The 26,744-nt window shown below is 70.3% G+C and carries 25 protein-coding genes; 10 read left to right on the top strand and 15 right to left on the bottom strand.

Going from position 1 to position 26,744, the window contains the following annotated elements; all coding sequences use genetic code 11:
- The first annotated feature begins 58 nt into the window (after window positions 1-58).
- From ACWEV3_RS42015 to ACWEV3_RS42005, 3 genes are all read left to right on the top strand, one after another.
- Entirely contained in the window at window positions 59-1,531 is a 1,473-nt protein-coding gene (locus tag ACWEV3_RS42015) for a glycosyltransferase family 39 protein (RefSeq protein ID WP_452619254.1), read from the top strand.
- A 322-nt stretch (window positions 1,532-1,853) separates the two neighbouring features.
- A complete protein-coding gene (locus ACWEV3_RS42010) occupies window positions 1,854-2,369 on the top strand; it encodes a PH domain-containing protein (protein WP_452619253.1) in 516 nt (171 codons plus the stop codon).
- Complete coding sequence (locus ACWEV3_RS42005; RefSeq protein WP_452619252.1) at window positions 2,366-3,916, top strand: PH domain-containing protein; 1,551 nt, start codon at window positions 2,366-2,368, stop codon at window positions 3,914-3,916. The genes ACWEV3_RS42010 and ACWEV3_RS42005 overlap by 4 nt, the downstream gene beginning before the upstream one ends.
- 63 nt (window positions 3,917-3,979) lie before the next feature.
- Here ACWEV3_RS42005 and ACWEV3_RS42000 read toward each other — a convergent pair whose 3' ends face one another.
- The 3 genes from ACWEV3_RS42000 to ACWEV3_RS41990 all read right to left on the bottom strand — a co-directional run bounded on the left by ACWEV3_RS42000 (window position 3,980) and on the right by ACWEV3_RS41990 (window position 6,982).
- A complete protein-coding gene (locus ACWEV3_RS42000; RefSeq protein ID WP_452619251.1) occupies window positions 3,980-4,171 on the bottom strand; it encodes a DUF397 domain-containing protein in 192 nt (63 codons plus the stop codon).
- The gene (locus ACWEV3_RS41995; protein WP_452619250.1) at window positions 4,172-5,020 is read right to left on the bottom strand and encodes a helix-turn-helix domain-containing protein; all 849 of its coding nucleotides are present in this window, start codon (window positions 5,018-5,020) and stop codon (window positions 4,172-4,174) included.
- A 228-nt stretch (window positions 5,021-5,248) separates the two neighbouring features.
- Complete coding sequence (locus ACWEV3_RS41990) at window positions 5,249-6,982, bottom strand: pyruvate dehydrogenase (RefSeq protein WP_452619249.1); 1,734 nt, start codon at window positions 6,980-6,982, stop codon at window positions 5,249-5,251.
- A 185-nt stretch (window positions 6,983-7,167) separates the two neighbouring features.
- Between ACWEV3_RS41990 and ACWEV3_RS41985 the strand changes: the two genes are divergently transcribed.
- On the top strand, window positions 7,168-7,335 hold the full coding sequence (locus ACWEV3_RS41985; RefSeq protein ID WP_452619248.1) for a hypothetical protein: 168 nt from the start codon (window positions 7,168-7,170) through the stop codon (window positions 7,333-7,335).
- Window positions 7,336-7,388: 53 nt separating this feature from the next.
- A complete protein-coding gene (bcp, locus tag ACWEV3_RS41980) occupies window positions 7,389-7,862 on the top strand; it encodes a thioredoxin-dependent thiol peroxidase (RefSeq protein WP_132482522.1) in 474 nt (157 codons plus the stop codon).
- A gap of 184 nt (window positions 7,863-8,046) precedes the next feature.
- On the opposite strand, the gene ACWEV3_RS41975 is transcribed toward bcp, so the two are convergent.
- Window positions 8,047-8,805 carry a sulfite exporter TauE/SafE family protein gene (locus tag ACWEV3_RS41975; RefSeq protein ID WP_452619247.1) on the bottom strand — a complete coding sequence of 253 codons (759 nt, stop codon included), beginning with the start codon at window positions 8,803-8,805 and terminating at the stop codon, window positions 8,047-8,049.
- A 153-nt stretch (window positions 8,806-8,958) separates the two neighbouring features.
- On the opposite strand from ACWEV3_RS41975, the gene ACWEV3_RS41970 reads away from it, so the two are divergent.
- Window positions 8,959-10,386, top strand: coding sequence for a carotenoid oxygenase family protein (locus ACWEV3_RS41970; RefSeq protein WP_452619246.1), 1,428 nt, complete (start codon window positions 8,959-8,961; stop codon window positions 10,384-10,386).
- 90 nt (window positions 10,387-10,476) lie between these two features.
- Here ACWEV3_RS41970 and ACWEV3_RS41965 read toward each other — a convergent pair whose 3' ends face one another.
- On the bottom strand, window positions 10,477-11,172 hold the full coding sequence (locus tag ACWEV3_RS41965; protein WP_452619245.1) for an MOSC domain-containing protein: 696 nt from the start codon (window positions 11,170-11,172) through the stop codon (window positions 10,477-10,479).
- A 238-nt stretch (window positions 11,173-11,410) separates the two neighbouring features.
- On the bottom strand, window positions 11,411-12,532 hold the full coding sequence (locus ACWEV3_RS41960; protein WP_452619244.1) for a L,D-transpeptidase: 1,122 nt from the start codon (window positions 12,530-12,532) through the stop codon (window positions 11,411-11,413).
- A gap of 365 nt (window positions 12,533-12,897) precedes the next feature.
- Here ACWEV3_RS41960 and ACWEV3_RS41955 point away from each other — a divergent pair, with 365 nt between their 5' ends.
- Window positions 12,898-16,086, top strand: a complete 3,189-nt coding sequence (locus tag ACWEV3_RS41955; RefSeq protein WP_452619243.1) for an NACHT domain-containing protein — start codon at window positions 12,898-12,900, stop codon at window positions 16,084-16,086.
- Window positions 16,087-16,095: 9 nt separating this feature from the next.
- On the opposite strand, the gene rdgB is transcribed toward ACWEV3_RS41955, so the two are convergent.
- From rdgB to ACWEV3_RS41930, 5 genes are read right to left on the bottom strand one after another with little or no spacing between them, the layout of a single operon-like run.
- Window positions 16,096-16,701 carry an RdgB/HAM1 family non-canonical purine NTP pyrophosphatase gene (gene rdgB / locus ACWEV3_RS41950; RefSeq protein ID WP_452619242.1) on the bottom strand — a complete coding sequence of 202 codons (606 nt, stop codon included), beginning with the start codon at window positions 16,699-16,701 and terminating at the stop codon, window positions 16,096-16,098.
- Window positions 16,698-17,453: a ribonuclease PH gene (gene rph, locus ACWEV3_RS41945; protein WP_358576377.1), complete on the bottom strand. Its 756-nt coding sequence runs from the start codon at window positions 17,451-17,453 to the stop codon at window positions 16,698-16,700. The genes rdgB and rph overlap by 4 nt, the downstream gene beginning before the upstream one ends.
- Before the next feature lie 45 nt (window positions 17,454-17,498).
- Entirely contained in the window at window positions 17,499-18,269 is a 771-nt protein-coding gene (locus ACWEV3_RS41940) for an MBL fold metallo-hydrolase (RefSeq protein ID WP_452619241.1), read from the bottom strand.
- Window positions 18,266-19,081 (bottom strand): glutamate racemase, encoded by an 816-nt coding sequence (murI, locus tag ACWEV3_RS41935; protein ID WP_452619240.1) that lies wholly within the window; start codon window positions 19,079-19,081, stop codon window positions 18,266-18,268. The genes ACWEV3_RS41940 and murI overlap by 4 nt, the downstream gene beginning before the upstream one ends.
- Window positions 19,078-19,674: a rhomboid family intramembrane serine protease gene (locus ACWEV3_RS41930; RefSeq protein ID WP_452619261.1), complete on the bottom strand. Its 597-nt coding sequence runs from the start codon at window positions 19,672-19,674 to the stop codon at window positions 19,078-19,080. The genes murI and ACWEV3_RS41930 overlap by 4 nt, the downstream gene beginning before the upstream one ends.
- Window positions 19,675-19,858: 184 nt before the next feature.
- Between ACWEV3_RS41930 and ACWEV3_RS41925 the strand changes: the two genes are divergently transcribed.
- Window positions 19,859-20,689 carry an SMP-30/gluconolactonase/LRE family protein gene (locus ACWEV3_RS41925; protein ID WP_452619239.1) on the top strand — a complete coding sequence of 277 codons (831 nt, stop codon included), beginning with the start codon at window positions 19,859-19,861 and terminating at the stop codon, window positions 20,687-20,689.
- A gap of 533 nt (window positions 20,690-21,222) precedes the next feature.
- Here the strand turns inward: ACWEV3_RS41925 and ACWEV3_RS41920 are convergent.
- The 4 genes from ACWEV3_RS41920 to ACWEV3_RS41905 form a co-directional block, all read right to left on the bottom strand.
- Window positions 21,223-22,173, bottom strand: coding sequence for a PLP-dependent cysteine synthase family protein (locus ACWEV3_RS41920; RefSeq protein WP_132482501.1), 951 nt, complete (start codon window positions 22,171-22,173; stop codon window positions 21,223-21,225).
- A 232-nt stretch (window positions 22,174-22,405) separates the two neighbouring features.
- The gene (locus ACWEV3_RS41915) at window positions 22,406-22,684 is read right to left on the bottom strand and encodes a MoaD family protein (protein ID WP_358385211.1); all 279 of its coding nucleotides are present in this window, start codon (window positions 22,682-22,684) and stop codon (window positions 22,406-22,408) included.
- A gap of 69 nt (window positions 22,685-22,753) precedes the next feature.
- Window positions 22,754-23,209 (bottom strand): M67 family metallopeptidase, encoded by a 456-nt coding sequence (locus ACWEV3_RS41910; protein ID WP_358304495.1) that lies wholly within the window; start codon window positions 23,207-23,209, stop codon window positions 22,754-22,756.
- Between the two features lie 98 nt (window positions 23,210-23,307).
- On the bottom strand, window positions 23,308-24,339 hold the full coding sequence (locus ACWEV3_RS41905) for a P1 family peptidase (protein ID WP_452619238.1): 1,032 nt from the start codon (window positions 24,337-24,339) through the stop codon (window positions 23,308-23,310).
- Window positions 24,340-24,536: 197 nt separating this feature from the next.
- Between ACWEV3_RS41905 and ACWEV3_RS41900 the strand changes: the two genes are divergently transcribed.
- Together ACWEV3_RS41900 and ACWEV3_RS41895 are read left to right on the top strand one after the other, a co-directional pair.
- Window positions 24,537-25,847 (top strand): MFS transporter, encoded by a 1,311-nt coding sequence (locus tag ACWEV3_RS41900; RefSeq protein ID WP_452619237.1) that lies wholly within the window; start codon window positions 24,537-24,539, stop codon window positions 25,845-25,847.
- Window positions 25,848-25,892: 45 nt separating this feature from the next.
- Window positions 25,893-26,549 (top strand): response regulator transcription factor, encoded by a 657-nt coding sequence (locus tag ACWEV3_RS41895; protein WP_093261950.1) that lies wholly within the window; start codon window positions 25,893-25,895, stop codon window positions 26,547-26,549.
- Window positions 26,550-26,744 lie beyond the last annotated feature (195 nt).

Here is a 26,744-nt window from a genome sequence, read left to right as displayed (position 1 = left end):
CAAGATGATCAACCGGGTTCCAATGGACGCACAGTCCAGTCGAGACCTGGGGGAACCGATGAGCGCCCAGCTGCTCAGCCCGCAACAACCACCGCCGACCCGCGCCGAGCTGCCACCGCTGGCGAAGGGTCCGGTGTTCACCATCGCCGGCCTCGTCGCGGCCGCCCACCTGGCCTTCAGCCCGTTCGGCGGGTTCTGGATCGACGAGGCCTACATGCTCGCGGCCGGGAAGTACCACCCGGACTGGGGCTACGTCGACCAACCGCCGCTGGCGCCGCTGATCGCGGCGGCGATGGACTGGATCGCGCCGGGGATGATGCCGGTGCTGCGGCTGCCCGCGGTGCTCGCGACCGCCGCGATCGTCGTGCTGACCGCGCTGCTCGCCCGCGAGTTCGGCGGCGACCGGCGGGCCCAGGCGCTGGCCGGCGCGGCCGGGGCCACCGGGCTGTGGACCGCGCTGGTCGGGCACTGGGTCACGCCCTACACCTTCGAACCGATGTTGTGGCTCGCGCTCACGTGGTGCTTGGTGCGCTGGGTCCGGCTGCGCGACCTGGGCCGTCCGGACGATCGACTGCTGCTGCTGTTCGGCGTGCTGCTCGGCATCAACATGCAGATGAAGTTCCAGGTCGCGATCCTGTGCGTGGCGCTGCTGGTCAGCGTGCTCCTGGTCGGCCCGCGGGACGTCCTGCGCCGCCCGATGTTCTGGGGCGGCGTCGGCACCGCGGCGCTGATCGCCCTGCCGACGGTGCTCTGGCAGGCGTTCAACGGCTGGCCGCAGCTCCAGATGGGCTCGATCGTCGCGGACGAGTCGCCGATGCTCTCCGGTGGCCGCAACGGCACCGCCGTCACTCTCGTGCTCTACGCCGGAATCGCTGGTGCCGCGCTGTTCCTGTTCGGACTCTCGCGGCTCATGCGCTCTCCCGAGCTGCGGTCGTACCGGTTCTTCGCCGTCACGACCGTGCTGCTGTACGGGTTCTTCGTCGCAACCGCCGGCCGGCCGTACTACCTGATCGGCCTCTACGGCGTGTCGCTCGCCGCCGGAGCCGTCGGATTCCAGCGGCGCCGGGAATCCCGGCGGACCCGGTTCGGCTGGACGGCTTGGCCGGCCTTCGCGCTGTCGGCCTCGGCTGCGGGCTACATGATGTTCGCGTCCACGGTCATGACCCCGATGTTCGGGGTGCCGTCCGCGGATTCGCTGAGCCGCGACTCGGCGGCCGCGTATGCCGCGCTGACGCCGGAACAGCGGCAGCACACCGCGATCCTCGCCGACAGCTACGTCACCGCCGCGATGGTCGAAGTCGATAGCGCGCAACACGAACTGCCGAACGTCTACAGCCCGCACCGCGGCTACGGCTACTTCTCGCCGCCGACCGAGCAGATCGACTCCGTGCTCGTCGTCGGCGACCCGACCGCGCTGCGGACGCAGTTCTCCGACGTTCGCCAGGTGGGCTACGGCGAAATCCCGATCTGGCTCTGCACCGGGAAACTCGCCGCGTGGACGGAGATCTGGCCGCAGCTCAAGTCGCTGTGAACGGGCCGACACCGAACCGGTTTCCCGGCCCGGCCCCGGCGCGCCGGGAAACCGGGAACCGTCCGGCCGCGATGCACGCTGCGAGAATGGCCCCAGCAAGGTCGTGTTTTATAAGCGGCGGCAGCCGCTTGCGGTGTGGGACTCAACTCGCACCGCCGCGGGTTCTCAGATGGCTCCTCGCGAGGACAGCCCCGACGTGGTGAATTGGTCATTCATGATGTCGGGGATCCCACAGCGAGGTGGCATCTGAGGTTCCGCCACCCGCACCGCTACGCAAACCAACTTCGAAACACTCTCTAGGCGAAACAGAGAGGGGCCGATAGTGGCCGCCCGAACCAACACGAACTCCGCCGGGCTCCGGCTCCGGCCACCGCGCAACCGGGTCGAACGCCGCGCCATCGGCTGGTGGACGACGCAGGCCCTGGTTCTCGTCGCCCCGCTGCTGATCGCGCTGGCGATCACGGCGGTGTTCATCCCGCCCGCGCGGTTCTGGCTGCTGCTCTCGCTCGTCGTGGTCGCCGTGCTCGGCGTGCCCTACGTGCTGGTGATGCCGCAATGGCGGTACCGCGTGCACCGCTGGGAAACCACCGAGGACGCCGTCTACACGGCCGAGGGCTGGCTGAGCCAGGAATGGCGCATCGCGCCGATGTCCCGGATCCAGACGGTGGACACCGTGCGGGGCCCGCTGCAGCAGCTGTTCAAGCTGTCCAGCGTCACGGTCACCACGGCGTCCGCCGCCGGCCCGCTGACGATCGCCGGCCTCGACAAGGACGTCGCGGCGTCGCTCGTCGAGCACCTGACGGCCACCACGCAGGCCACCCCGGGAGATGCCACATGAGCAGCGTCATCGACGGGCAGTGGCGGCGCCTGGACCCGAAGACCATCGCGGCCGCCGCGGTCCTGGTGCTGGCGCCGCTGGTGCCGACCGCGGGGGTCATGTTCCTGTCTGACGCCAATCCCGCGACCCTGCTGGTCACCGCGCTGATCTGGATCGGCGCCGCGGTGCTGATCGCCGGGTTCAGCGCGGCGGATTGGTGGCTCACCTGGTACCGGATCACCGACGAGCGCTTCGAGCTGCGCCACGGCGTCCTGACCCGCAACCACCGCTGGATCCCGCGCGAGCGGATCCGCAGCGTCGACCTCACGGCGGACCCGGGCCACCGGCTGTTCGGCATCACCACGGTGAAGGTCGGCACCGGCGGCCAGGCCAGCGACGCCAGCGAGCTCAAGCTCGACGCGATCTCCCGCCACCACGCCGAATCCCTGCGCCAGGAACTGCTCTTCGGCGGCCCGTCCACTTCGGACACCGTGGCGTACCGCGAGCCGGTCACCGTGCCCGGCATCGCGGCGAGCGCCGGGGTCGGCGGCACCGAGGCCGGCGAGGCCACGCTCGCCCGCCTCAACCCGACGTGGTTCCGCTTCTCCGCGCTGACCCTGTCGTTCATGCTGATCGTCTGGGGCGCGATCGCCTCGGGCATCGGGTCGTTCAAGGAACTGCTGAAGTCGTTCGGCGTCTTCGACAGCCTCGGGCAGGCCGTGCAGGCGACGTCGCTGTGGCTGGTCATCGGGGTCGGGGCCGCCATCGCCCTGGTCGTCGGCGTGCTCGGCGCCATCGCGCTGTCCGTGGAGATGTGGTGGGGCTTCCGGCTGACCCGGGAACGGGGCGACACGCTGCGGGTGAAGCGCGGGCTGCTCACCACGCGGTCGGTCTCGCTGGAGGAACGCCGCCTGCGCGGCGTCGAGCTGGCGGAGCCGCTGCTGCTGCGCTGGGCCCGCGGTGCGCGGCTGCACGCCGTGGCCACCGGGCTGAACCAGGAGAAGGAAGAACACCAGCCGGACAACAAGACGCTGCTGCCGCCTGCTCCCCGCGCGGAGACGCACCGGGTTGCGGCCGAGGTCCTGCGGGAACGGGAATCGCCCTTCGGCGGCGAACTGCACCGGCACCCGCGCGCCGCGCTGCGGCGGCGCATCACCTGGGCGCTCGTTTCGGCCGTCCCGTTCATCGCGGCGGCCGTGGCGACGGCGGTGATCGGCTGGTTGCCGGTCGCCGCGACCGCGGCCGTGGGGGTGGTCGCGGTCGCGGTGGCGATCGGTTTCGCGCTGGACGCCTACCGCAACCTCGGTCACGCGATCACCGATCGCTACCTGATCGCCCGCTCCGGCACCGGGATTCGCCGCACCGTCGCGCTGCAGCGCGAGGGGATCATCGGCTGGCGCATCAGGAGGACCGTGTTCCAGCGGCGCTCGGACCTGTTGACCATCGGTGCGACGACAGCGGCCGGGAACAGCGTCTACGAGGTGCCGGACGTGAGCACCGAGACGGGGCTGCGGCTGGCGGAAGAGGCGGTCCCGGGGCTGCTCGCGCCGTTCCTGCAACGGGGCTGACCTGCCGGGAACCTGTTCGGTGATGGTGGCTCCGCTCTTCCCCGGGAGCGGAGCCACTGCTGGTCAGGAGTCGAAGCAACCGTGCTTCAGGCCGCGCACGAACTCGTGCCAGCGCTGCACCGCAACGGTGATCTGACCGGCGGCGCGATTCTTGGTGTCGCGAACTCCGACGTAGTCGGAACCGAAGCCGACTTCGACGCACTGGCCCTGCCCCTGGGTGCGGGTGCTGGTGCGCCAGTCGGTGATGCTTGACATCTACAGCTCTCCTATACGTTGTTGGAGGAGTTTCACGGAACCCTCAGGGTCTACCGCATGCGCGCGTAAATGGTCCATCATCATCACGTAGTTCGATAGCTCGATCTCCCTTTCGAGGTAAAGCCCGCCCACATGTGTTTCCAGATAAACCACGTCCGGGTCGACGTTATTCGAGTAGCGCAGGATGACGAACGGACCGGCCTGGGCGGGATGGGCACCGGCGTCCAACGGCATCACCTGCAGCGTCACGTGCGGCATTTCCACCAGCTTGAGCACGTGTTCCAGCTGGCGGCGCAACACGCCGTTGCCACCGACGCGGCGGCGCAACGCCGCTTCCCCGACGACGGCCCACAGCTCCAGCGGATTCGCCCCGACGACCCGCTGCTGGCGCTGTATTCGGAGATCTACTCTTCGGGTAATTTCCGAATCATCCGCTCGAATGAGCGTGGCCTTGGTCAGCGCATAGGCGTATTCACGCGTCTGGAGCAGTCCGGGAATGGCCTCGGACTCGTACGTGTCAATTGACGAAGCTTCGGCTTCGAGCCCCACATAGGTCTCGTACCACTCCGGCAGGACATCGCTGTACGAATGCCACCATCCGCGCTTCCTGGCATCTCGCGCCAGGTTGATCAGCTGATCCCGCTCGGCCCCGTCCACCCCGTAGAAGTCCAGCAATGCCGAGACATCACCGACCGAAGGCGACCGCTTCGCGGTTTCGAAGCGCCCGATCTTCGCCTGCGTGCACCCGAGGTGGGTGGCGGCCTGTTGCTGGGTGACCTCGGCCTGCGCTCGCAGCCGCCGCAATTCGGCGGCGAGACGGCGACGCCGCACCGTGGGACTGACTGTCATGATCCCCATACTCCACGCAACCCCACATTGCGTCACCACCCCATCACCCTTACGACAGAAGGGTTACCGGCATATTCCAGAGATTGCGCCGAATGGGCGTCACCCGAATTGCGGCTTGCCGGAATTGCGTTTGCCGTGGCGGGCAAGCGAATCCGCGCGGCGCGAACACAGCGGCGCCCCGCCCTGGCTCGCAGGACGGGGCGCCGCTCGGCCGCGGAGCGATGGGGCTTACGGCCGCGGCACGTTGCGCAGGTTGCTGCGCGCGAGCTGCACCATCTTGCCCACTCCGCCGGAGAGGACCGTGCGGCTGACCGCGAGCGCGAACCCCTTCACCTGGTCGCCGGTGATGCGCGGCGGGATCGACAGCGCGTTGGGATCGGTCACCACGTCCACCAGCGCCGGACCCGGTCGGCCCAGCGCGTCGGCCAGCGCGTCGCGCACCTCGCCGGGCTTCTCCACCCGCACCGAGTGCATCCCGGCGGCCGCGGCCAGCGCGGCGAAGTCGACGTGGTCGTGGTCGGTGCCGAAGTCGGGCAGCCCGTCGACCAGCATCTCCAGCTTCACCATGCCCAGCGAGGAGTTGTTGAAGACCACGACCTTCACCGGCAACCGGTGGGTGCGCAGCGTCAGCAGGTCGCCGAGCAGCATGGAAAGCCCGCCGTCGCCGGACATCGAGATCACCTGGCGCCCCGGATCGGCGATCTGCGCCCCGATGGCCTGCGGCAGCGCGTTGGCCATCGAACCGTGCACGAAGGAGCCGAGCACCCGGCGCCGGCCGTTCGGCGTGATGTAGCGGGCCGCCCACACGTTGCACATCCCGGTGTCCACTGTGAACACGGCGTCGTCGGCGGCGAGGTCGTCGAGGACGTCGGCGACGTACTCCGGGTGGATCGGCACCTGCGTCTCGACGTTCCGCGTGTAGGCGTCGACGACGCGCTCCAGCTGGCCTGCGTGCTCGCGCAGCATCCGGTCCAGGAAGGACCGGTCCGCCTTCTGCGAAAGGCGCGGCAGCACTGCGCGGATGGTCTCCCCGACGTCGCCGTGCACGGCCAGGTCCAGGACCGTGCGCCGCCCCAGGTGCGCGGGTTCGATGTCCACCTGCACGGTGTTGGCCTGCGGCAGGAAGTTGTCGTACGGGAAGTCGGTGCCCAGCAGCACGACCAGGTCCGCGCGGTGCATCGCGTCGTAGCAGGCGCCGTAGCCGAGCAGCCCGCTCATCCCGACGTCGAAGGGGTTGTCGTACTGGATCCATTCCTTGCCCCGCAGCGCATGCCCGACCGGCGCGTTCAGCCGCCCGGCGAGCTCCATGACCTCCCGGTGCGCGCCGCGAGTCCCCGAACCGCAGAACAACATCGGCCGCTGCGCGGCGTTCAGCTTCTCCGCGAGCGCGGCCACCTGGTCCTCCGACGGCACCACGACGGGCGGCTCGCACTCGACGATGCCCTGGCCGGTGGGCCGGGCGACCGACTTCTGCGCGACGTCGCCCGGCAGCACCAGCACCGAGACGCCGCGCCGGCCGGACGCGGTCTGGATCGCGGTGCGCAGCAGGCGCGGCATCTGCTCGGGCTGCGAGAGCAGCTCGCAGAAGTGGCTGCACTCGTTGAACAGCTCCTCGGGATGGGTTTCCTGGAAGAACCCGGTCCCGATCTGCTCGGACGGGATGTGCGAGGCGAGCGCCAGCACCGGCGCCCCGCTGCGGTGCGCGTCGAACAGGCCGTTGATCAGGTGCAGGTTGCCCGGCCCGCAGCTGCCCGCGCACACCGCCAGCCGCCCGGTCAGCTGCGCCTCGGCGCCGGCCGCGAACGCCGCGGCCTCCTCGTGGCGCACGTGCACCCACTCGATGCCGTCGGTGCGGCGGACGGCGTCGACCACCGGGTTGAGGCTGTCCCCGACGATGCCGTAGATCCGGCGGACGCCGGCTTGCACGAGCACTTCGATGAACTGGTCGGCGACGGTGGGCATGGTGATCCTCCGGCGGTCGGTGGGGCGGGCCACCCACCCGTCTACGCGGGGTGCCCGCGACCTGCAACTCGAAACCGTCGATAACCCGTACGGGGGACATCGGTAACGAACCGGTCGGCGAAGTCGATCAGCATCACGTCGACGTTCCATCGTCGCAAATCCCCTGCCACCGGAAGGAAATCGCGGTGTCCATCCGCCTGTACACCACCTGCGCGCTGGCCCTGACCGCCTCTGCGGTCGCCGGACTGCTCGTCGGCGGATTCATCGCGACAGCGGATCAGGCGCCCGCCGGGCCGCAGGTCACCCAAGTCTCGCAGCTGACCCCGGCGACCGGCGAGCTCGTCCGCGAGTGACGGTCGCTTCACCGGCCACGAGCCGGCCGGGCGCATCGGATAGCGTCGGGAGCATGAGCGAACAGAATCGACTCTCGACCGGCGACAAGGCACCCGAATTCGCACTGCAGGACGCCGACGGCAACACCGTGTCCCTGGGCGACTACCGCGGCCGGTCCGTGGTGGTCTACTTCTACCCGGCGGCGAGCACGCCCGGCTGCACCAAGGAGGCCTGCGACTTCCGGGACAGCCTGGCGGTGCTCAACGACGCGGGCTTCGACGTCCTCGGGATCTCCCCGGACCAGCCGGCGAAGCTGGCGAAGTTCCGCGACGAGGAGGGCCTGACCTTCCCGCTGCTGGCGGACGCGGACAAGTCCGTGATGACGGCGTGGGGCGCGTTCGGCGAGAAGCAGAACTACGGCAAGACGGTGCAGGGCGTGATCCGGTCGACCTTCGTGGTGGACCCGGAGGGCAAGATCGCCAAGGCGCTGTACAACGTGAAGGCGACGGGCCACGTGGACCGGCTCCGCAAGGACCTCGGGGTCTGATCCGTTGGGCACCGACCCGGCCGGTGCCCTCCGATTCGACCCGGAACAGGGCAGACCGCCCCGCTGCGAAGACGGCCTCGCCCCGGTCGGAGGCTCCGATTTTGCCTGAAATCGGGCGGATCCGCCCAGGCACCCGCCCGGTCGGCGGGCTCCGGTTTCGCCTGAGAACGGGAAGCTCGCCCCGTCAGTCGAGGGCCATGTAGATCGCCACTCCGGCGGCGATCACCACCACCAGGTAGCGCAGCAGGTTCGACGGCAGCTTCTGGGCCAGCTTCCCGCCGATGAAGCCGCCGAGCACCGTGGTGGGCACCAGCATCAGCACCGCGATCCAGTCCACCGGCGCGATCAGCGCGTAGACGACCAGCGTCACGGCGCTGCCGATCATCCCCAGCCAGCTCTTCAGCGCGTTGAGCCGCCGCATGGTGTCGGTGGCGGCCAGCACCAGGATCGCGATCAGGATGACGCTGCGCGCCCCGCCGAAGTAGCCGCCGTAGATCGAGGCCAGGAAGATTCCCACCGTCAGCAGCACGGTGCGGTCCGGGGCGTCCTCGCCCGGCGTGCCCAGCCACTTGCGGATGGTGTTCTGGAACGCCATCAGCACGGCGGACAGCCCCACCAGCGCGGGCACCACGGCGTCGAACACCTTGCCCGGCAGGATCATCAGCAGCGCGCAGCCCAGCGCCGACCCGACGGCCGCGGCCACCGTGGTCAGCCACACCCGCCGCGGCGTGCCGGTGAGGTCCTTGCGCTGGCTGATCGCGGCGCCGACGAACCCCGGCCCCTGCGCCACCGAGTTGGTCACGTTGGCCACCAGCGGCGACATCCCGGTCGCCAGCAGGGCCGGGAAGACCAGCAGGGATCCGCCGCCGGCCACGGCGTTGATCGCGCCGGACAGGAAGCCGACGACGACGAGCAGCGCCAGTTCGAGCCAATCCGTGAACACGACTGCTGAAGTTAGCTTCTGGAACGACTCAAGTTCACACCGGGGCGAGCGGCATCACACCGCGATCCGGCCCCGATCGGCCGTTGCGCCCCTCCGGTAACGCCGTTATCTTTCCATAACAGTGTTACACAACCTCGCAGGAGCGTGTTCACCATGGACAACCCGTTCACGCAAGGCAACTACGCACCGATCCGGCAGGAGCACACCTGCACCGACCTGCCCGTCATCGGCGAGATCCCCGACCACCTCGACGGCCGCTACCTCCGCAACGGCCCCAACCCGATCTCCGAGATCGACCCGGACACCTACAACTGGTTCATGGGCGACGGGATGGTGCACGGAATCCGGCTCCGCGACGGGAAGGCCGAGTGGTACCGCAACCGCTGGGTCCGCTCCCCCGCCACCACCCAGGCGCTCGGCGAACCGCCGCGCCCGCGCAACCCCCGCGCCGGCCTCGACATCCTCGGCGCGAACACCAACATCGTCGGCCACGCCGGGCGCACGCTCGCCCTGGTCGAGGGCGGGGCGACGAACTACGAGCTGACCGACGAGCTGGACACCGTCGGCCCGTGCGACTTCGACGGCACGCTGCCGGGTGGCTACACCGCGCATCCCAAGCGCGATCCGGAAACCGGCGAACTGCACGCGGTGTCGTACTTCTTCGGCCGCGGCAACACGGTGCAGTACTCGGTGATCGGGGCGGACGGGCGCGCCCGTCGCACGGTCGACGTGGCCGTGTCCGGCAGCCCGATGATGCACGACTTCTCGCTGACCGAGAACCACGTGGTGTTCTACGACCTGCCGGTGAGCTTCGACGCGCGCCAGGCGGTCGAGGGCACCGTTCCGGCGTGGCTGCGCCGCCCGGCCCAGCTGGTGGTGTCCGCGCTGATCGGCCGGGTCCGGGTGCCGGACCCGATCACGGCGCGGATGGCGCGCTTCACCCCGGCGAACCGGTCGTTCCCGTACCGCTGGAACCCGCGCTACCCGGCGCGGATCGGCGTGATGCCGCGCGCCGGCGGTGCGCGCGACGTCCGCTGGTTCGACGTCGAGCCGTGCTACGTCTTCCACCCGCTGAACGCTTATGAGACCGAAACCGGCCTCGTGCTGGAGATCGTGCGGCACGCGAAGGTCTTCGACGCGGACCTGCACGGCCCGTCCGAGGGAGCCCCGACGCTGGACCGCTGGACGGTGGACTTCAAGTCCGGGCGGGTCCGGGAGGAGCGCCTCGACGACCGCCAGCAGGAGTTCCCGCGCGTGGACGAGCGGCTGGTCGGCAAGCGCCACCGCTACGGCTACGCGGTCGGCGACGACACCCTGTTCAAGCACGACACGACGACCGGGAAGACGGAAACCCGCAGCTTCGGCGAGGGCAACCAGGTCGGCGAGTTCGTCTTCGAGCCGAGGACCCCGGACGCGGCGGAGGACGACGGAGTCCTGATGGGCCTGCGCTTTTCGGCGGCGGAGGAGCGCAGCGACCTGCTCCTGCTGGACGCGGAAACCCTGGAGACGGTGGCGGAGGTCCAGCTCCCGGACCGGGTCCCCAACGGCTTCCACGGCAACTGGGTTCCGACAGGCGGCTGACCCCGTGCGTACTTTGTGCCGCTATAACAACACAAAGTACGCACGGCATCTGAGCAGCTGGAACGGCAGCCGTTGCTTTCGCGGCAGGCGTTAGAGGAGTACGACGGCGTCCCCGACCTGCACCGGTCCCGGGGTCACGACCGTCGCCAGGGCGTCCAGGCGGGTGTTGTGCTCCTCGGCGATGGCCCGCAGCACCTGCGCCGAGTGCGGGAGGTCCCGCTGGGCCTCGTTGACCATCGCGCACCGCTCGCTGGATCGCACGAATTCGACGCACAGGCCGCCGATCCGCGCCTTGCTCCCGAACCACTCGTCCTCCGCGAAGGGCGGGGTGCCCGGCGGCGTGCGAACCAGGAGGTTCGGCCGGAAGCGCCGCTCGTCGACCGGCACGCCCGGGACCACCGAGCGCACCCAGTCGAGGGTGGCGGTGGTCAGGACGCTCAGCGGGAGCTGGTCGAAGTGGGAGACGGCCGCCTCGCGCGCTACCTCGACGTCGTCGCGGCCGAGGTAGCCGCGGAGGTAGGCCGTCGGGTCCACGACGACGGTGCCGTGCGAATCCAGCAGCTCCGGCTCGTCGGCGTCGTCCAGGTAGCGGGAGCGCAGCTCCAGCAGGCCGGGCATCCGCCGGAAGCGGCGGGTGTTCTTCCCCGACCCGAACTTGCCCTCGGCGTCGCGCACCGCGAAGAGCCGGTCCCCGAGCAGCCCCCGCGCATCGACGTCCACCCGGTGCAGCGGCTCACCGCCGGTCGACTTGATCGGGTACCGCCAGATCCGCTCGACCACTCCCACCCGGACGAGGCTACCGACACCGCCGCTAGATGTTTGATTCCTATTGGGTCCGCAGCCGCGACGCCTCACGCACCAGCGGGGTGAGCTGTCGCAAGCGCGTAGCGCTTGGCCCACCCCCGCGACCGGCACCGCCGCGGGGCTTCTCGCGAGGACAGCCCCGATGCCGCGCATGGGACATACACAAGTCCGCCACCTGCACCGACAAGCAAAACGAGGTTGGAAAACCTCAATCAATCGTCTAGTGGAGGGCGCTGCCGGCCTGCCACTTGTCCCAGGACAACGCCCAGTCGCCGTAGGTGTCCCACACCGGCAGCGCCGGGCCGCCGGAGTTGGTGACCTCGACGACGTCGCCGAGCCCGAAGTGCTCGAAGAACCACTGCGCGTTGGCCTGGTCGAGGTTGATGCAGCCGTGCGAGACGTTGGCGCTGCCCTGCTGCGCGACGCTGGCCGGGTTCTCGTGCACGAACTCCCCGTCGTTGGAGATGCGTTCGGCGAAGAACTCGTCGGACCGGTACGCCTTCGGGTCGGGCGGGCACACGCCGTACGTGCAGGAGTCCATCGTGTACTTCTCGTGCTTGTCCGAGATGACGTGCGCGCCGACGTGGGTCGGGGTGATGTCCTTGCCCATGCTGATGGGCATCGTGTTGACGAGCTGACCGTTGTGGAAGATCTGCATCTGCTCGGTATTTCCGTCGGCCTTCGCGACCCAGGAATCGTGCACCGCGAAGTCGATGCTGCGGTCGGTCTCCCCGTAAACCCCGCCGCCCAGGTCCACGCCGTAGAGGTTGATCTTCAACGTGATCTTGGTGCCCGGCTGCCAGTAGTTCTGCGGCCGGTAGTGCACTTCCTTGTCGGAAATCCAGTACCAGCCGCCGGGCTGGTCGGGAGCGCTGCTGATCTGCAGCGCCTTCTCCGCTGCGACGTGGTCCTTGATGGCGTGGTCGAACCGGACGACGATGGGCTGCCCGACGCCGAAGTCGTGGGTGGAGGGCGCCGGGACCACGCTCGGGTAGGCCTGCGCCTCGGGGGCGAGCGTGTGGATCGCCTTGTGCTGCGTGGTGCTCTTCCCGTCGCCGTCGACGACCGTGGCGGCCACGTCGTAGACCTTGTCGTAGGCGAGCACCTCGGTGGTGCGCCAGCCCGTCTGACCGTCGGCCATCTGCCCGGCGACCTGCTTGCCGTCGGGATTGGTCACGGTGACGGCGGTGAGCTTGCCGTTCTGAACCCGCACGTCGATCGGCGTGGTCGGGTTCACCTGGTCGCCCCCGGCGGCCGTGATGTCGACGACCGGCGCCGGCTTCGGAGGCGGCGCGGCACCCTGCCCACCGCCGCCCGGGGAGCAGCCGGCAATCCCGACCAATGCCCCGAGAACAACACCAGCAACACAAACCCGAAAACGGACGAATTCCCGCCGTCGAACACCTCGGCTCATTACCCCACCCTACTCAGAAATCCGACTCCCCCAATGCCGCGGAAACAAGGGGCGAAAAAGATCAAGAACAACGAGATGTCGCATCGGCGCACTAAATCCGAATTAAATGGAATTGCCCAGAATCCGGATGTGGAGGGTCCCGTCACGACGACCGCCCGTCACACCGCGCGCACCACAGCCCCTGCCGAGCCCTCCTTTCCCGCGCCACCGGCCACCACAGTTGACCAGCGGATTTGTCCGAAACCTGCGATTCCCGCGAAGATCGGCAGCGGAGTCTGCCTGAGGGGGTTGGCGTGTCCGGACTCGAAACGGCCTTCCTGCGCGTCGGCGGAACCGTCGTCAAGCACGTCGCCACTGCCTGGTTGACCAGCAGGAAGACGGAGAACCGCCGAGGTGCGGAGCTCACCGAGCTGATCGCGCAGCGCTTCGGCGGGCTCCGCGAACGGGACCGCCGCGCACTTCGCCGCAAGCTCGATGAGGTCGGCGAGCTCGCCGGGGAACAGCTGGAAGAGCTGTGCGCGAGGGAATTCGCCGAGCTGGCGGAGAACGAGCGCCTCGCCGCCCTCGATGCGGTCGTGGACGCCCTTGCGGACGCGGACCTCTCCGACGCCGTGCTCCTCGGCGCGGACCTGCACCCGATCTCGCTCGCCATGCGCGTCCGCGACCAGGTGCCCGACGCAACCGCCCGGGCCGGGCTCGGTGCGGACGCGCAAGCGCTGTTCGATCGCGCCCTGGACCAGAGCTGCGTGCAACTGGTGCACCTGGTCCGCGAGCTGCCCGAATACGACTCGCGCCTGGCCGAGGAGACCCTCCGGCGCGCATCCGCCGTCCTGTCCGGCATCGACCGGATCCTGGCACGATTACCGGTCACCAGCCTGGACGCACCGGCCGGGGCCGACCACGACGAGCAGTTCCGCGCCCGCTACCTCGACCTCGTCGCCAAGCACAACGACGACCTGGAGCTGATCGGCGTCAGCATCCGCAACTTCCGCCCCAAGACCCGGCTTTCCGTGGCCTACCTCAGCCTCAGCGTCGACGAGGGACGGCACCGCAACGACCCGTGGTCCGCGCAGCAGAAGCACCGCAACGAGTCGATGCGGGTCGAAGCCGCGCTGAGCAGGGCCGAACTCACGCTGGTGCGCGGGGAGGCCGGTTCGGGCAAGAGCACGCTGCTGCGCTGGATCGCGGTGCAGGCCGCGCGCAACGGCTTCACCGGCGCGCTGCAGAAGTGGAACGGCCGCGTGCCGGTGCTGATCAAGCTCCGCAGCTACGCCGACCGCCCGCTGCCGCACCCGGAGGAGTTCCTGTCCGAGCCGCGGAGCCCGCTGGTCGGCCCGGTCCCGGCCGGCTGGGTGCACCGGCGGCTGATCGCCGGTGAGGTGCTGCTGCTGGCCGACGGCGTGGACGAGCTCGTCGAGGACGAGCGCGGCCGGGTCCGCGACTGGCTCGGCAACGTGCTGCAGAGCTACCCGGGCACCGCCGTCGTGGTGACCGCGCGACCGGCCGCGGCGAGCACCACGTGGCTGCGCGCCGAAGGTTTCACCGCGGTCGATCTGGAGCACATGACCGCCTCCGACGTCCACGAGTTCCTGCGGCGCTGGCACCAGGCGCTGCTCGACTCCGAAGTCGATGCGCTGCCGTTCGACCGGGCCGAGGTCCGGGCCCACCAGCGCGGCCTGATCGCGAAGCTCGACGCCCGTCCGCACCTGCGCAACCTGGCGCGCAGCCCGCTGCTGTGCGCGATGTTGTGCGCGTTGAACCTCGATCGCGGCGGCGACCTGCCGCGCGATCGCAAGAACCTCTACGAGGCGGCGCTGGAGATGCTGCTGGTCCGGCGGGAATCCCTGCGCGGCATCCGGCACGAGATCGACCTGACCTACGCGCAGAAGCTGGTGCTGCTGCAGGACCTGGCGTTCTGGCTGAACCTCAACGGCCGCGCGGAGATCGACCGCGACAACGCCTTGCGCCGCATCGAGCGGAAGCTGCCGACCATGCCCGGGGTGACCTGCCGGGCCGAGGACTGCCTGGACTACCTGGTGGAGCGCAGCGGGGTCGTCCGCGAACCCGCCGAGGACCGCATCGACTTCGTGCACCGGACCTTCCAGGAATTCCTCGCCGCGCGCGAGATCGCAGCGGAGGAGCACGTCCCGCTGCTGGTGGACAACGCGCACTCCGACCAGTGGCGGGAGACCGTGATCATGGCGGCGGGCCTGCTGACGCGGCCGCGTCGCGCGGACCTGCTGACCGGCCTGCTCGACCGCGCGGAGCAGTCGAACGTGAAGCAGCGCCGCCGCCTGCTGCTGCTGATCGCCACCTGCCAGGAATCCCTCGACGACCTGCCGGTGTCCATGGTGGACCGCTTGGAGGCCGCGATCGGCAGCCTGGTCCCGCCGCGCAACACCCGGGAGAGCCAGTCCCTGGCGACCGTGGGCGAGGCCCTGCTGAGCTACCTGCCCGAACGCACCGGAGAGCTCTCCGCGGCGCAGGCGGTGGCGTGCGTGCGCACGGCTGCGCTGATCAACGGCCCGGCGGCGCTGGAGCGGCTCGCCGAGTACGCGGTGGATCCGCGCGGCGAGGTGCAGGACGAGATCGCGGCGGCATGGGAGCTGTTCGAGCCGCAGGCGTTCGCCGAGCGAGTGCTCGCGCACGCCCCGCTGAACGGCGGCCACCTCGCGGTGCGCAACCTGGACCAACTACCGCACCTGGCGAAAGTCGCCGCGCTGCAACGGGTTTCGCTGCGGATCCGGGAGGAGATCGACGACCTGGAATTCCTCCCGCGCGACATGCCGATCTCCGCGATCAACGCCTACAGCCGCACCCCGGTGTCGCTGCGCCCGCTGCGCGACCACCCGGAGCTGACCTACCTGCTGCTGAGCAACTCGACGAGCTGGGCCGATCACGACGTCCTGCGCGAACTATCCGGGCTCCGGCACCTCTTCTTCGCGCAGCGCCCCGGACCGGACCGGCTGGACTTCCTGGACAACCTGCCACGGCTGCGGGAGCTGTGGCTGTTCGAGCTGCAGGGGGTGACCGACTACGCACCCATCACCAACAGCGCCGACCTGGAGGTGCTCAGCCTGCAGAACCCGCGCAAGATCGGCTTCCTGTCGGACCTGACCTCGCTGCCCCGCCTGCGGGAGCTGCACATCCACGACTGCGTGACCGCAGACGTCTTCGACCGCACCTACGAGTCGTTCCCCGAGCTGCGGCGGGTCCTGTTCAACAGGTGCTGGATCACCGACCTCGCGGCGCTGGGCGCACTGCCGGACCTCCGGCGCCTGGAGATCATCGACTGCCCGTCGTTGACCAGCGTGGAGGCGTTGCGGCGGATGCCGCGCCTGCGCACCGTGCACCTCCGCGGCACCCGCCCCGGCCTCGACCTGTCACCGATGGCCGGACGCGACATCCGGGTGATCGTGGGCGCGAAGGACCGGGTGAAGGGCATCCCGCTGTTGCGACCCGGCACCGTCCGCCGGGTCTGACCGCGCGCTCTAGCCCGCGAGTTCGCGGATGGCCGGGAGGAGGAGGCGCAGTGCCCGGCCTCGGTGGGAGTCCGCGTCCTTCTCCTCCGGCGACAGCTCCGCGCTGGTCCGGGTTTCGCCTTCCGGGACGAAGATCGGGTCGTAGCCGAAGCCGTTGGCCCCGCGCTCTTCCCGGATCACCGTGCCCCGCCACTCGCCGCGCACCACGGTTTCCGCGCCGTCCGGCAGCACCAGCGCCGACGCCGACACGAACGCCGCCCCGCGGCGCTCGTCCGGGACGTCCGCGAGCTGGCCCAGCAGCAGGTCCAGGTTCGCCTGGTCGTCCCCGTGCTCGCCCGACCAGCGGGCCGACAGGACTCCCGGCATCCCGTTGAGCGCGTCGACCGCGATGCCCGAATCGTCCGCGATCGCCGGCAGGCCGGTGGCCTTCGCCGCGTCCGCGGCCTTGGCCACCGCGTTCTCCTCGAACGTCGCGCCCGTCTCCGGCGCCTCCGGGAACTCCGGGACGTCGGCCAGGCCGATGACCTCCACTCCGGTCACGCCCTCGGCGGCGAGGATCCGGCGCAGTTCCACCAGCTTCTTCTGGTTCCGGGTGGCCAGCAGCACTCGCGTCATGCCGCGCTCCCCGGGAGTTCGCCCGGGTAGGGCTCGGCCAGCGCCGCCGACTGGAGCTCGGCCAGCTTGGCGCAGCCGTCCAGCGCGAAGTCGATCATCTTGTCCATCGTGGACCGCGTGTAGGTGGCGCCCTCGCCGGTGCCCTGCACCTCCACCAGGGTGCCGTGGTCGGTGGCCACCACGTTCATGTCCACCTCGGCGCGGGAGTCCTCCTCGTAGGGCAGGTCCAGCCGCACCCGGCCGTCCACCACGCCGACGCTCACCGCCGCGACCGAGCAGGACAGCGGCTTCGGGTCGGACAGGCGACCGGCCGCGCCCAGCCACGTCACCGCGTCGGCCAGCGCCACGTAGGCGCCGGTGATCGCGGCGGTGCGGGTGCCGCCGTCGGCCTGGATCACGTCGCAGTCCAGCGTGATGGTGTTCTCGCCGAGCGCCGCCAGGTCGATGCAGGCCCGTAGCGAGCGGCCGATCAGCCGGCTGATCTCGTGCGTGCGGCCGCCGATGCGGCCCTTCACCGACTCGCGGGCGCTGCGGGTGTTCGTCGACGACGGCAGCATCGCGTACTCGGCGGTCACCCAGCCGAGCCCGGAGCCGGTCCGCCAGCGCGGGACGCCCTCCTGGACGCTGGCCGCGCACAACACCCGGGTCTTGCCGAACTCCACCAGCACCGAACCAGCCGGCCAGTCCTGGTATCCGCGCGTGATCCGCACCTCTCGGAGCTGGTCGTCGCTCCGCCCATCCGCTCGTGCCACGCCCCCAACCCTAAGCCCGCCCGGCAGCGGACCCGTCGCGGGTGCCTAGACGTCGTAGGTGCGGTCGGCGGCGACGAGCTCGGTCGGGCCGTCGAACGCCGCCTTCGCCTCGGCGAGGATCTCCTCGCGGTCCGCCCACGGCACGATGTGCGTGAGCAGCAGGCGGCGGGCTCGGGCCGCCTTCGCCACCTCGGCCGCCTGGCGCCCGGACAGGTGCACGCCCTCGGGCGCGTCCGGGAAGTCCGCCCAGGACGCCTCCGACAGCAGCACATCGGCGTCCGCGGCGAGCTCGGTCAGCTGCGGGCACGGCCCGGTGTCACCGGTGTAGGCCAGCACCTTGCCCTCGGCCGCCACGCGGAATCCCCACGACGCGCACAGGTGCGCCATGGGCACCGCCTGCACCTCGAACGGGCCGACGCGCACCGGCTCCGCCGCGATCGGGGTGAACTCGAACACATCGGACAGATCGGTCTCGGCCCGCTCGGCCGCGTCCGGCGCGTAGAGGGCCGCGAACCGCTCCGGGGCGTTCTCGGGCGCGATCACCCGCAGCCGCCGCGCGGTCGGGTCGTGCGGCGGGTTCGGGTGGTAGCGCCGCAGCACCGTCAGCGCGGCGAAGTCCGCGCAGTGGTCCGGGTGCAGGTGGCTGAAGAACACCGCGTCGAGCTGGAACGGGTCGACGAACCGCTGCATCGCGCCGAGCGTGCCGTTGCCGAGGTCGAGCGCGATGCGCGTGCCGCCGGACTCCAGCAGGTATCCGGACGACGGCGAGTCCGGGCCGGGAAAGCTGCCGGAACAACCGAGGATCGTCAGCTTCATGCGATGGAGCTTGACACGGTGAGCGGCCGAACGGCATCGGCCACCACGGCCGGACCCAGGAAGCGAGCCGCCAACCGGGCGAACCGGTCCGGCGCGCCAGTAGCCCGGAACTCGTGCTCGGGCACCGTCTCCGGGTCCGCGAGCAGGTCGTTCTCGGTGAGCGCCCGCAGCACGTCCTTGGCCGTCTCCTCCGCGCTGGAGACCAGCGTCACGTGGTCGCCCATCGCGAGCTGCAGCACGCCGGTGAGCATCGGGTAGTGCGTGCAGCCGAGCACCAGGGTGTCGACGTCGGCCTGCTGCAGCGGGTCCAGGTAGCTCTGCGCCAGGCCGAGGATCTGCCTGCCGCTGGTGATGCCGCGCTCGACGAACTCCACGAAGCGCGGGCACGCGACCGTGGTGAGCGTGATGTCCCGGGCGGCGGTGAACGCGTCGTCGTAGGCGCGGGAGTGGATGGTGGCCTTGGTGCCGATCACGCCGACCCGGCCGTTGCGGGTCGTCGCCACGGCCCGCCGCACCGCGGGCAGGACCACCTCGACCACCGGGATCTCGTACCGCTCCCGGGCGTCGCGCAGGCAGGCCGCCGACGCGGTGTTGCAGGCGATCACCAGCATCTTCACGCCCTCGTCGACCAGCGAGTCGGTGATCGCGAGGGTGCGGGCGCGGATCTCGGCCAGCGGCATCGGGCCGTACGGGGCGTTGGCGGTGTCGCCGACGTAGTGCACCGTTTCGGCCGGCAACTGGTCCATGACCGCTCGGGTCACGGTCAGCCCACCGAGGCCGGAGTCGAAGATCCCGATCGGGGCGTCAGTCACTCGGCCAGTTTGCCAGGCGCGGGTTCGGCGACCTGCCGACGAGTGCTGCGCGCCACCATCCAGGCCGCGAGCACCCCACCCAGCGCGCCGAATAGGTGGCCCTCCCAGGAGATGCCGGGCTGGCCGGGCAGCACGCCCCACAACATGCCGCCCCAGTAGAAGAACAGCGCCACCGCGACCAGGATCTGCGCGAAGCTGCGCTGGAAGAAGCCGCGCAGCAGCAGGAACACCATCCAGCCGAAGATCACGCCGGACGCGCCGACGTGCACCCCGGGCGCGCCGACCAGCCAGGTGCCGATGCCGCCGACGATCCAGACCGTCGCGGTCACCGCGATGAACTGCCGCAGCCCGCCGGCCAGCACCAGCCAGCCGAGCACCAGGAACGGCAGCGTGTTCGCCCACAGGTGTCCCCACCCGGCGTGCAGCAGCGGCGCCCACACGATGCCGCCCAGGCCGTCGACGTCCCGCGGCTCGATGCCGTAGGCGTCGAGGCTCGAAGCAGGGGTCGCGGCGTCGTAGAACTCGATGCCGTAGAGCGCCGCGACGGCGATGAGCATCCCGACAGCGGCTCGCAGCGGATTCTGGGGCAGCACTCGTGCCCGGCGGCGTTCAGGCAGTCGGTTCACACCAACGAGGTTACGCGGCGGAATCCCCCCAGGTCTCGGGGATGACCCCGATATTTGCCGTGCGTCGCACGTCACCGAGGCCGAGCCATGATCAGCAAGAGTCGCCCCGTAAAGTCCCGGATCGTCGTGATCGTCCCCCGAAAGGTGCCTCGTGCAAGCCCAGGTCGACATCGCGGTGCCCGCGGAGGCGCGGTCCGGACAAGCACCGACCTGGGACGTCGGCACCGACACGCTGCTCTGGACCGACGCGCCCGCCCACACCGCGCACCGCTACGTGCCCGGGCAGGCCGATCACGTGATGGGGCTGCCCCAGCAGGTCGGCGCCGCGAAACCGCGCAGCCGCGGCGGGCTGGTGCTGCACCTGGCCGAAGGCATCGCCCTGTACGACGCCGGCGGTGAACAGCGCACCTGGCTGGCCTACTGGGCCCGCGACGGCGTCCAGGCCGGGGCGACGACGATCGACCGCAAGGGCCGGCTGTGGGCGACGACGCTGGGCACCGGGGGTTGGCTGGCCCGCGTGACGGCGGACGGCGCGGCGAAGATCGCGGTGCCCGACCTGGTCGCCGGGCACGGCATCGGCTGGAGCCCGGACGACACCCGGATGTACCTGTCGGACGGCGCGGCGCGGCGCATCGACGTGCTGGACTTCGACCTCGTCGCCGGTGCGGCCGGCAACCACCGGGCGCTCTGCGACGTCGACGGCGAACCGGGCGGCCTGTGCGTCGACGACGCGGGCCGGATCTGGGTCGTGGTGCGCGACCGGGGCGAAATTCGCTGCTACACCGCGGAAGGCGAGCTGGAGCGGACGATCCCGCTGCCGGCGCGCCGCCCGACGGACTGCTGCTTCGGCGGCCCGGACCTCACGGACCTGTACGTCACAACGGCCCGCGACGGCGTCCCGGACCCGGCCGAGGCGGACGGCGCCCTGCTGGTCCTCCCGAACATCGGCACCGGCACCCGCCCCTTCGCCTTCACCGGCTGACCCACCAGACTCCCGACCCGTACACCGCAATTTCCATTGAAATCGAAGGTTCAATTTCAATGGAAATTGCGGGTTGTCCACAGTCTTCGGCGTGTCGTGGGTCCGACACACCGGAGGATGTGGACAACTTCTTCGATTTCAATGGAAATTGCGGACCCTTGGAGGGAGGTTTCAATTGAAACTGTTCCACAGTTTCAATTGAGCCTTTTTCATCCTGGTCGGCCCGCAACCGCGGGTCGCAAAGCCACACGTCGATGAGGTGTCGCATGCGCCGCAGGCGCATAGCCCACCTACGCAGCTCGCACCGCCGCGGGTTCTCAGAGGCTTCCTGGCGAGGACGGCCCCTCCGCCGTGTATTGGACATACATCAGGAGGGGCACCCACAGACCAGGGAGCCTCTGAGGTTCCGCCACCCGCACCGCCACGCAGAACGAGGTTGGAAAAACCTCATTGAAACTGTGCAACGACGCGGGTGGGGAACACCTTTGACCTGGCGGGGCAGAGGTGCTCCTCGGGGAGCTCGTCCGCCGGGCTTACGCCCAGAGTTGGCCTTCGAGGCGTTGGGCCGCCTCGTCGAGGGTGCCGCTGTAGGCGCCCGTCGAGAGGTACTTCCAGCCCGCGTCCGCCACCACGAACGCGATGTCCGCCGATTCTCCTTCTGCCGCAGCCTTTTCCGCGATCGTCAGCGCCGCGTGCAGCACACCGCCGGTGGAGATGCCCGCGAAGATGCCTTCGCTCTCCAGCAGCTGGCGGGTGCGGCGCAGCGCGTCGTAGGAGCCGACCGAGAACCGGCGCGTCAGCACGTCCGGGTCGTACAGCTCCGGCACGAAGCCCTCGTCGAGGTTGCGCAGGCCGTAGACCAGCTCGCCGTAGCGCGGTTCCGCCGCGACGATCTGCACGTCCGGCTTCTGCTGGCGCAGGTAGCGGCCGACCCCGACCAGGGTTCCGGTGGTGCCCAGCCCGGCCACGAAGTGCGTCACCGTCGGCAGGTCGCGCAGGATCTCCGGTCCGGTGGTGCGGAAGTGCGCTTCGGCGTTGGCCGGGTTGCCGTACTGGTAGAGCATCACCCAGTCCGGGTTCTGCTCGGCCAGTTCCTTGGCCACCGCCACCGCCTGGTTCGAGCCGCCGGCCGCGGGCGAGGAGACGATCCGCGCCCCGTATGCCTGCAGCAGCTGGCGGCGTTCCTCCGAGGTGTTCTCCGGCATCACGCAGACCAGGCCGTAGCCCTTGAGCTTGGCCGCCATCGCCAGCGAGATCCCGGTGTTGCCGGAGGTCGGCTCCAGGATCGTGCAGCCGTGGGTGAGCCGGCCTTCCTTCTCGGCCGCCTCGATCATGGCCAGCGCCGCCCGGTCCTTGATCGAACCGGTCGGGTTGCGGTCTTCCAGCTTGGCCCACAGCCGGACGTCCGGCGCCGGTGACAGGTGGGGCAGCCCCACCAGCGGGGTGTCACCGAGCGCGTCCAGCAACGAGTCGTAACGAGCCACGGTGCGTCTCCTCCTCGCCCTCCGCCAGGAGGGAATGTCCTGCTGCGGGTGGAGTTCTTCCGCGCCCGCGAGGCGCGGAGCTCCACGTGCCGGGCCGCCCGGACCTCGCGACCGGCATCGCCGCGGGTTCCCAGAGGCCTTCCCGCTCAGGACGGCCCCCATGCCGGGGCCGGGAGAAGGCCTCTGAGGTTCCGCTACCCGCGCCGTGCGGCGCGGGTCCCGCAGATTTCCGTCAGCGCATGCCGCCGGCGACGGCCGGGAGGATGGTGACGCTGTCGCCGTCGGCGACCTTGGCCTCCAGGCCGCCCGCGAAGCGCACGTCCTCGTCGTTGACGTAGACGTTGACGAAGCGGTGCAGATTGCCTTCCTTGACCAGGCGGTCCTTCAGGCCGTTGAAGTTGCTGTCGAGGTCGTTGATCACCTCGGCCACGGTGTTGCCCTTGGCCTCGACGGACTTCTCGCCGCCGGTGTGGGTGCGCAGGATGGTGGGGATCGAAACCTTGATTGCCATTGGGGAACCTCCTGTCCACGAAGGACTTCGTTGGGATCGGGACGCGAACACTGGTGGGCGAGCCGCGGCTCAGTCGAGGTCTGGGACCTCGTCGGCACCGGTGTGGGCGAACATGTACGACTCCACGACCTCCACCGGCTCCTCGGTCACCTGACCGTCGAGGATCCGGTAGGAACGCAGCTCATGGGTCTTCGGGTCCCGGGTGGACACGAGCACGTAGTGCGCGTTGGGCTCCGAGGCGTAGGAGACGTCCGTGCGCGATGGGTACGCCTCGGTCGAGGTGTGCGAGTGGTAGATGACCACCGGCTCCTCGTCCCGCTCGTCCATCTCGCGCCACACCTTCAGCTGTTCGGCGGAGTCGAACCGGTAGAAGGTGGGCGAACGCTCGGCGTTGATCATCTCGATCAGGCGCGTCGGGCGGTCCGACCCTTCCGGGCCGGTAATCACGCCGCACGCCTCGTCCGGGTGGTCCCGTCGGGCATGCGCGACCATCGCATCGACCAGGTCGCGTCGGATCACCAGCACAGCAACCATCCTAGTAGGTGAGGCACCGGCCTCCCACGATGTGGAAGATCCCGCTACCGGTGCGGCTTCGTCGGGCGAAAACGCAGGTACACGATGATTCATTCCCGCGCCGAGGGGTAGAGGCGCGTGTAGGAAGTCACCTCATCCACCGGTTCGGCGGCCAGCACGCCGCGCACGATCGCCCGCGCGACGACGTCGGCCGCGACCGCGCACACCGCGTCCAGCCGCGCCGCCCAGTCCGGTTCGCCCGGCGCGGGCAGGGCGGCTCCGGTGCCGGTGGCCAGCGCGAACATCGTGTCGCCGTCGACCAGGAGGTGCGCCGGCCGGACGGTGCGGGCCAGCCCGTCCTGCGCGGCGACCGCCAGCCGCCGGCACTCGGCCTTCGAAAGCTCCAGGTCGGTGGCGACCACGCCGATCGTGGTGTTCAGCGGCCGCTCGACCGGGCCGCGCCGCCCGGGGCGCTTCCCGAACAGCCGCCGGCCCGCTTCGACCTCGGCGGGATCGGGCGGGCGCAGGCCGGGCGTCGGGATCCACGGCAGGCCGGTGTCCGGGTCGATCGCCGAGCCGGCCGCGTTGACGGCCACGAGCGCGCCGACGGTGGTGCCGTCGTCCAGCACGGCGCTGGCCGTGCCGATGCCGCCCTTCACCGTGCCCACGACCGCGCCGGTGCCCGCCCCGACGTTGCCCTGCCGGGCCTCGGTGCGGGTCGCGTTCTCGCAGGCCCGGTGGCCGAACCCGGCGTCGGGCCGGTTGCCCCAGTCGCTCATCGGCACGTCGAAGATCACCGCGCCCGGCACCACCGGAACCACGTGCGACGGGTCGGCGCCGACCCGCACGCCGTGCCCGCGCTCGCCGAGCCAGCGCATCACCCCGTCGGCCGCCGCCAGGCCGTAGGCGCTGCCGCCGGTGAGGACCACGCCGTGCACCTGCTGCACCAGGTGGCTCGGTTCGAGCACATCCGTCTCGCGCGTTCCGGGGCCGCCGCCGCGCACGTCCACCGCCGCCGTCGCGCCCTCCGGCACCAGGACCACGCTGGTGCCGGTGGCCCAGTGCTCGTCGAGCCGCTGCTCGTGCCCGACCCGCACCCCGTCGACGTCGACGATCGCGTCGAGCCCTCCCGATCGCAGCATTCCGACAGGCTCCTCTCGTCCAGGGGTCGTGCGTGTTCCGGAGTGCTGCAGCGCTCCGGAACACGCACGAACCACCGACCGCACAGCGTGATCATCCACGTTGGCATCACGTTAACCAGACGTAAAGGAAACGCCGCCGTTCTTGTTGTCGATCCCCCGCCTCCGCACTGTGAGTCCGTTCACTAGGAGGAGGACGGATGTCAACTGAGGTGCACGGCCGCGACGCTGCGGCGCGCTCCGGTGGCGAGCGCCGGGTGGTCGCCAACGTCATTCGCGGCTCGATCGGCAACTTGATCGAGTGGTACGACTGGTACGCCTACACCGCGTTCAGCGTGTACTTCGCGGCGGCGTTCTTCCCGAAGGGCGACCTGACCGCCCAGCTGCTCAACACCGCGGGCGTGTTCGCCATCGGCTTCCTGATGCGCCCGCTCGGCGGCTGGCTGCTCGGCCGCTACGCGGACCGCTTCGGCCGCCGCGCCGCGCTGACGCTCTCGGTGACGCTGATGGCCTGCGGCTCGCTGGTGATCGCGCTGACGCCGGGCTACAACACGATCGGCCTCGCCGCGCCGCTGCTGCTCGTGTTCGCGCGGCTGGTGCAGGGCCTCTCGGTCGGCGGCGAGTACGCGACGTCGGCGACTTACCTGTCGGAGGTCGCGACCGCGAGCAAGCGCGGCTTCTACTCCAGCTTCCAGTACGTCACGCTCGTCGCCGGGCAGCTCACCGCGCTGGGCGTGCAGATCGTGCTGCTCCTGGTGCTCACCAACGAGCAGATGGATTCGTGGGGGTGGCGGATCCCGTTCGCGATCGGCGCGGTCGGCGCGGTGATCGTGATGTGGCTGCGCCGCGGCATGGACGAGACCGAGAGCTACAAGAAGACCTCGGAGGGCAACCAGTCGCGCGGCACCGTCAGGGCGCTGCTGCAGCACCCCAAGGAGTGCCTGCTCGTCGTCGGCCTGACCCTCGGCGGCACCGTGGCGTTCTACACGTACACGACCTACCTGCAGAAGTACATGGTGGCGACCTCGGGCATCGACAAGGGCACCGTGGCCTGGATCAACTTCCTGGCGCTGCTGGTGTTCCTGTTCCTGCAGCCGCTGGCGGGCGCGCTGTCGGACCGCATCGGCCGCCGCTGGCTGCTGCTGGCCTTCGGCGTCTGCGGCACGGTGCTGACCGTGCCGATCATGACGCTGCTCGGCTCGACGCAGAACCCGGTCGCGGCGTTCGCGCTGATGCTGGGCGGTCTGGTGATCGTCACCGGCTACACCTCGATCAACGCGATCGTGAAGGCGGAGCTGTTCCCGACCAACATCCGCGCGCTCGGCGTCGGCCTGCCCTACGCGCTGACGGTGGCGATCTTCGGCGGCACCTCGGAGTACGTGGCGCTGTGGCTGAAGACGGCGGGCATGGAGCAGGTGTTCTTCTGGTACGTCTCGGGCTGCGTGCTGATCTCGCTGGTCGTGTACCTGCGGATGCGCGAGACATCGAAGGACTCCCGTCTGGAGGCCTGATCCGGCGCGTCGCCATACTCGGAGCGGAGCTTTCGGAGGTGGCTGGTGCGCGTGCTTCTCGTCGAGGACGACGACGGCGTGGCGGATGCGCTCGTCGACGTCCTCGCCGCGCACGGCCACCAGCCCACCCGGGTCTCGCGCGGCGCGGACGCGCTGACCCGGCACCGGGATCACGACCTGGTGCTGCTCGACCTGGGGCTGCCGGACGCCGACGGCCTGGACGTGCTGCGGAAGCTGCGCCGGGTCGGGCCGATCCCGGTGGTGGTGCTGACCGCCCGCGGCGAGGAGCGGATGGTGGTCCGCGGCCTGCGTTCCGGCGCGGACGACTACCTGGTCAAGCCGGTGCGGATGGCGGAGCTGCTGGCCCGCATCGAGGCGGTGGCCCGGCGCGGTCGCCCGGCGGCCGCGGCCGCCGACGAGGTCCGGGTCGGCGACGTGCTGGTGGACCTGCGGACCCGCCGGGTGCGGGTCGGCGACCGCGACGTGGAGCTGACGCCGAAGGAGTTCGACGTGCTCGCGGTGCTGGCCGGCGAGGCGGGCAGCGCGGTGAACCGGCAGCGCCTGATGGACGAGGTCTGGGGCGATGCCTACCTGGCGGTCTCGCGGTCCCTGGACGTGCACATCGCGCAGCTGCGCGCCAAGCTGGGCCGTCCGGAGCTGCTGGTGACGATCCGCGGCTTCGGCTACCGGTTCGGGGAGTGAGCGGTGAGCACGCGTCCTGCGCACCGGTGCGGCGACGCCTTACGGCGGTTTCGCGCGAAACCGGCACCGCCAGGCACGCGGGACGGCGGTTTCGCGCGAAATCGGCGTTCCTCCCCGCACGGCCGCCCAGCGGATTCGCCGCCGTGCTCACGGCCCGTGACCAGGCTCGGGGACCGCTGGTGCGCCGACGCGTGT

This window comes from Saccharopolyspora sp. NPDC003752, assembly GCF_053605825.1.
Note: the sequence above shows the minus strand (reverse complement) of the source record. Positions and strands in the feature narration are given on the sequence as shown.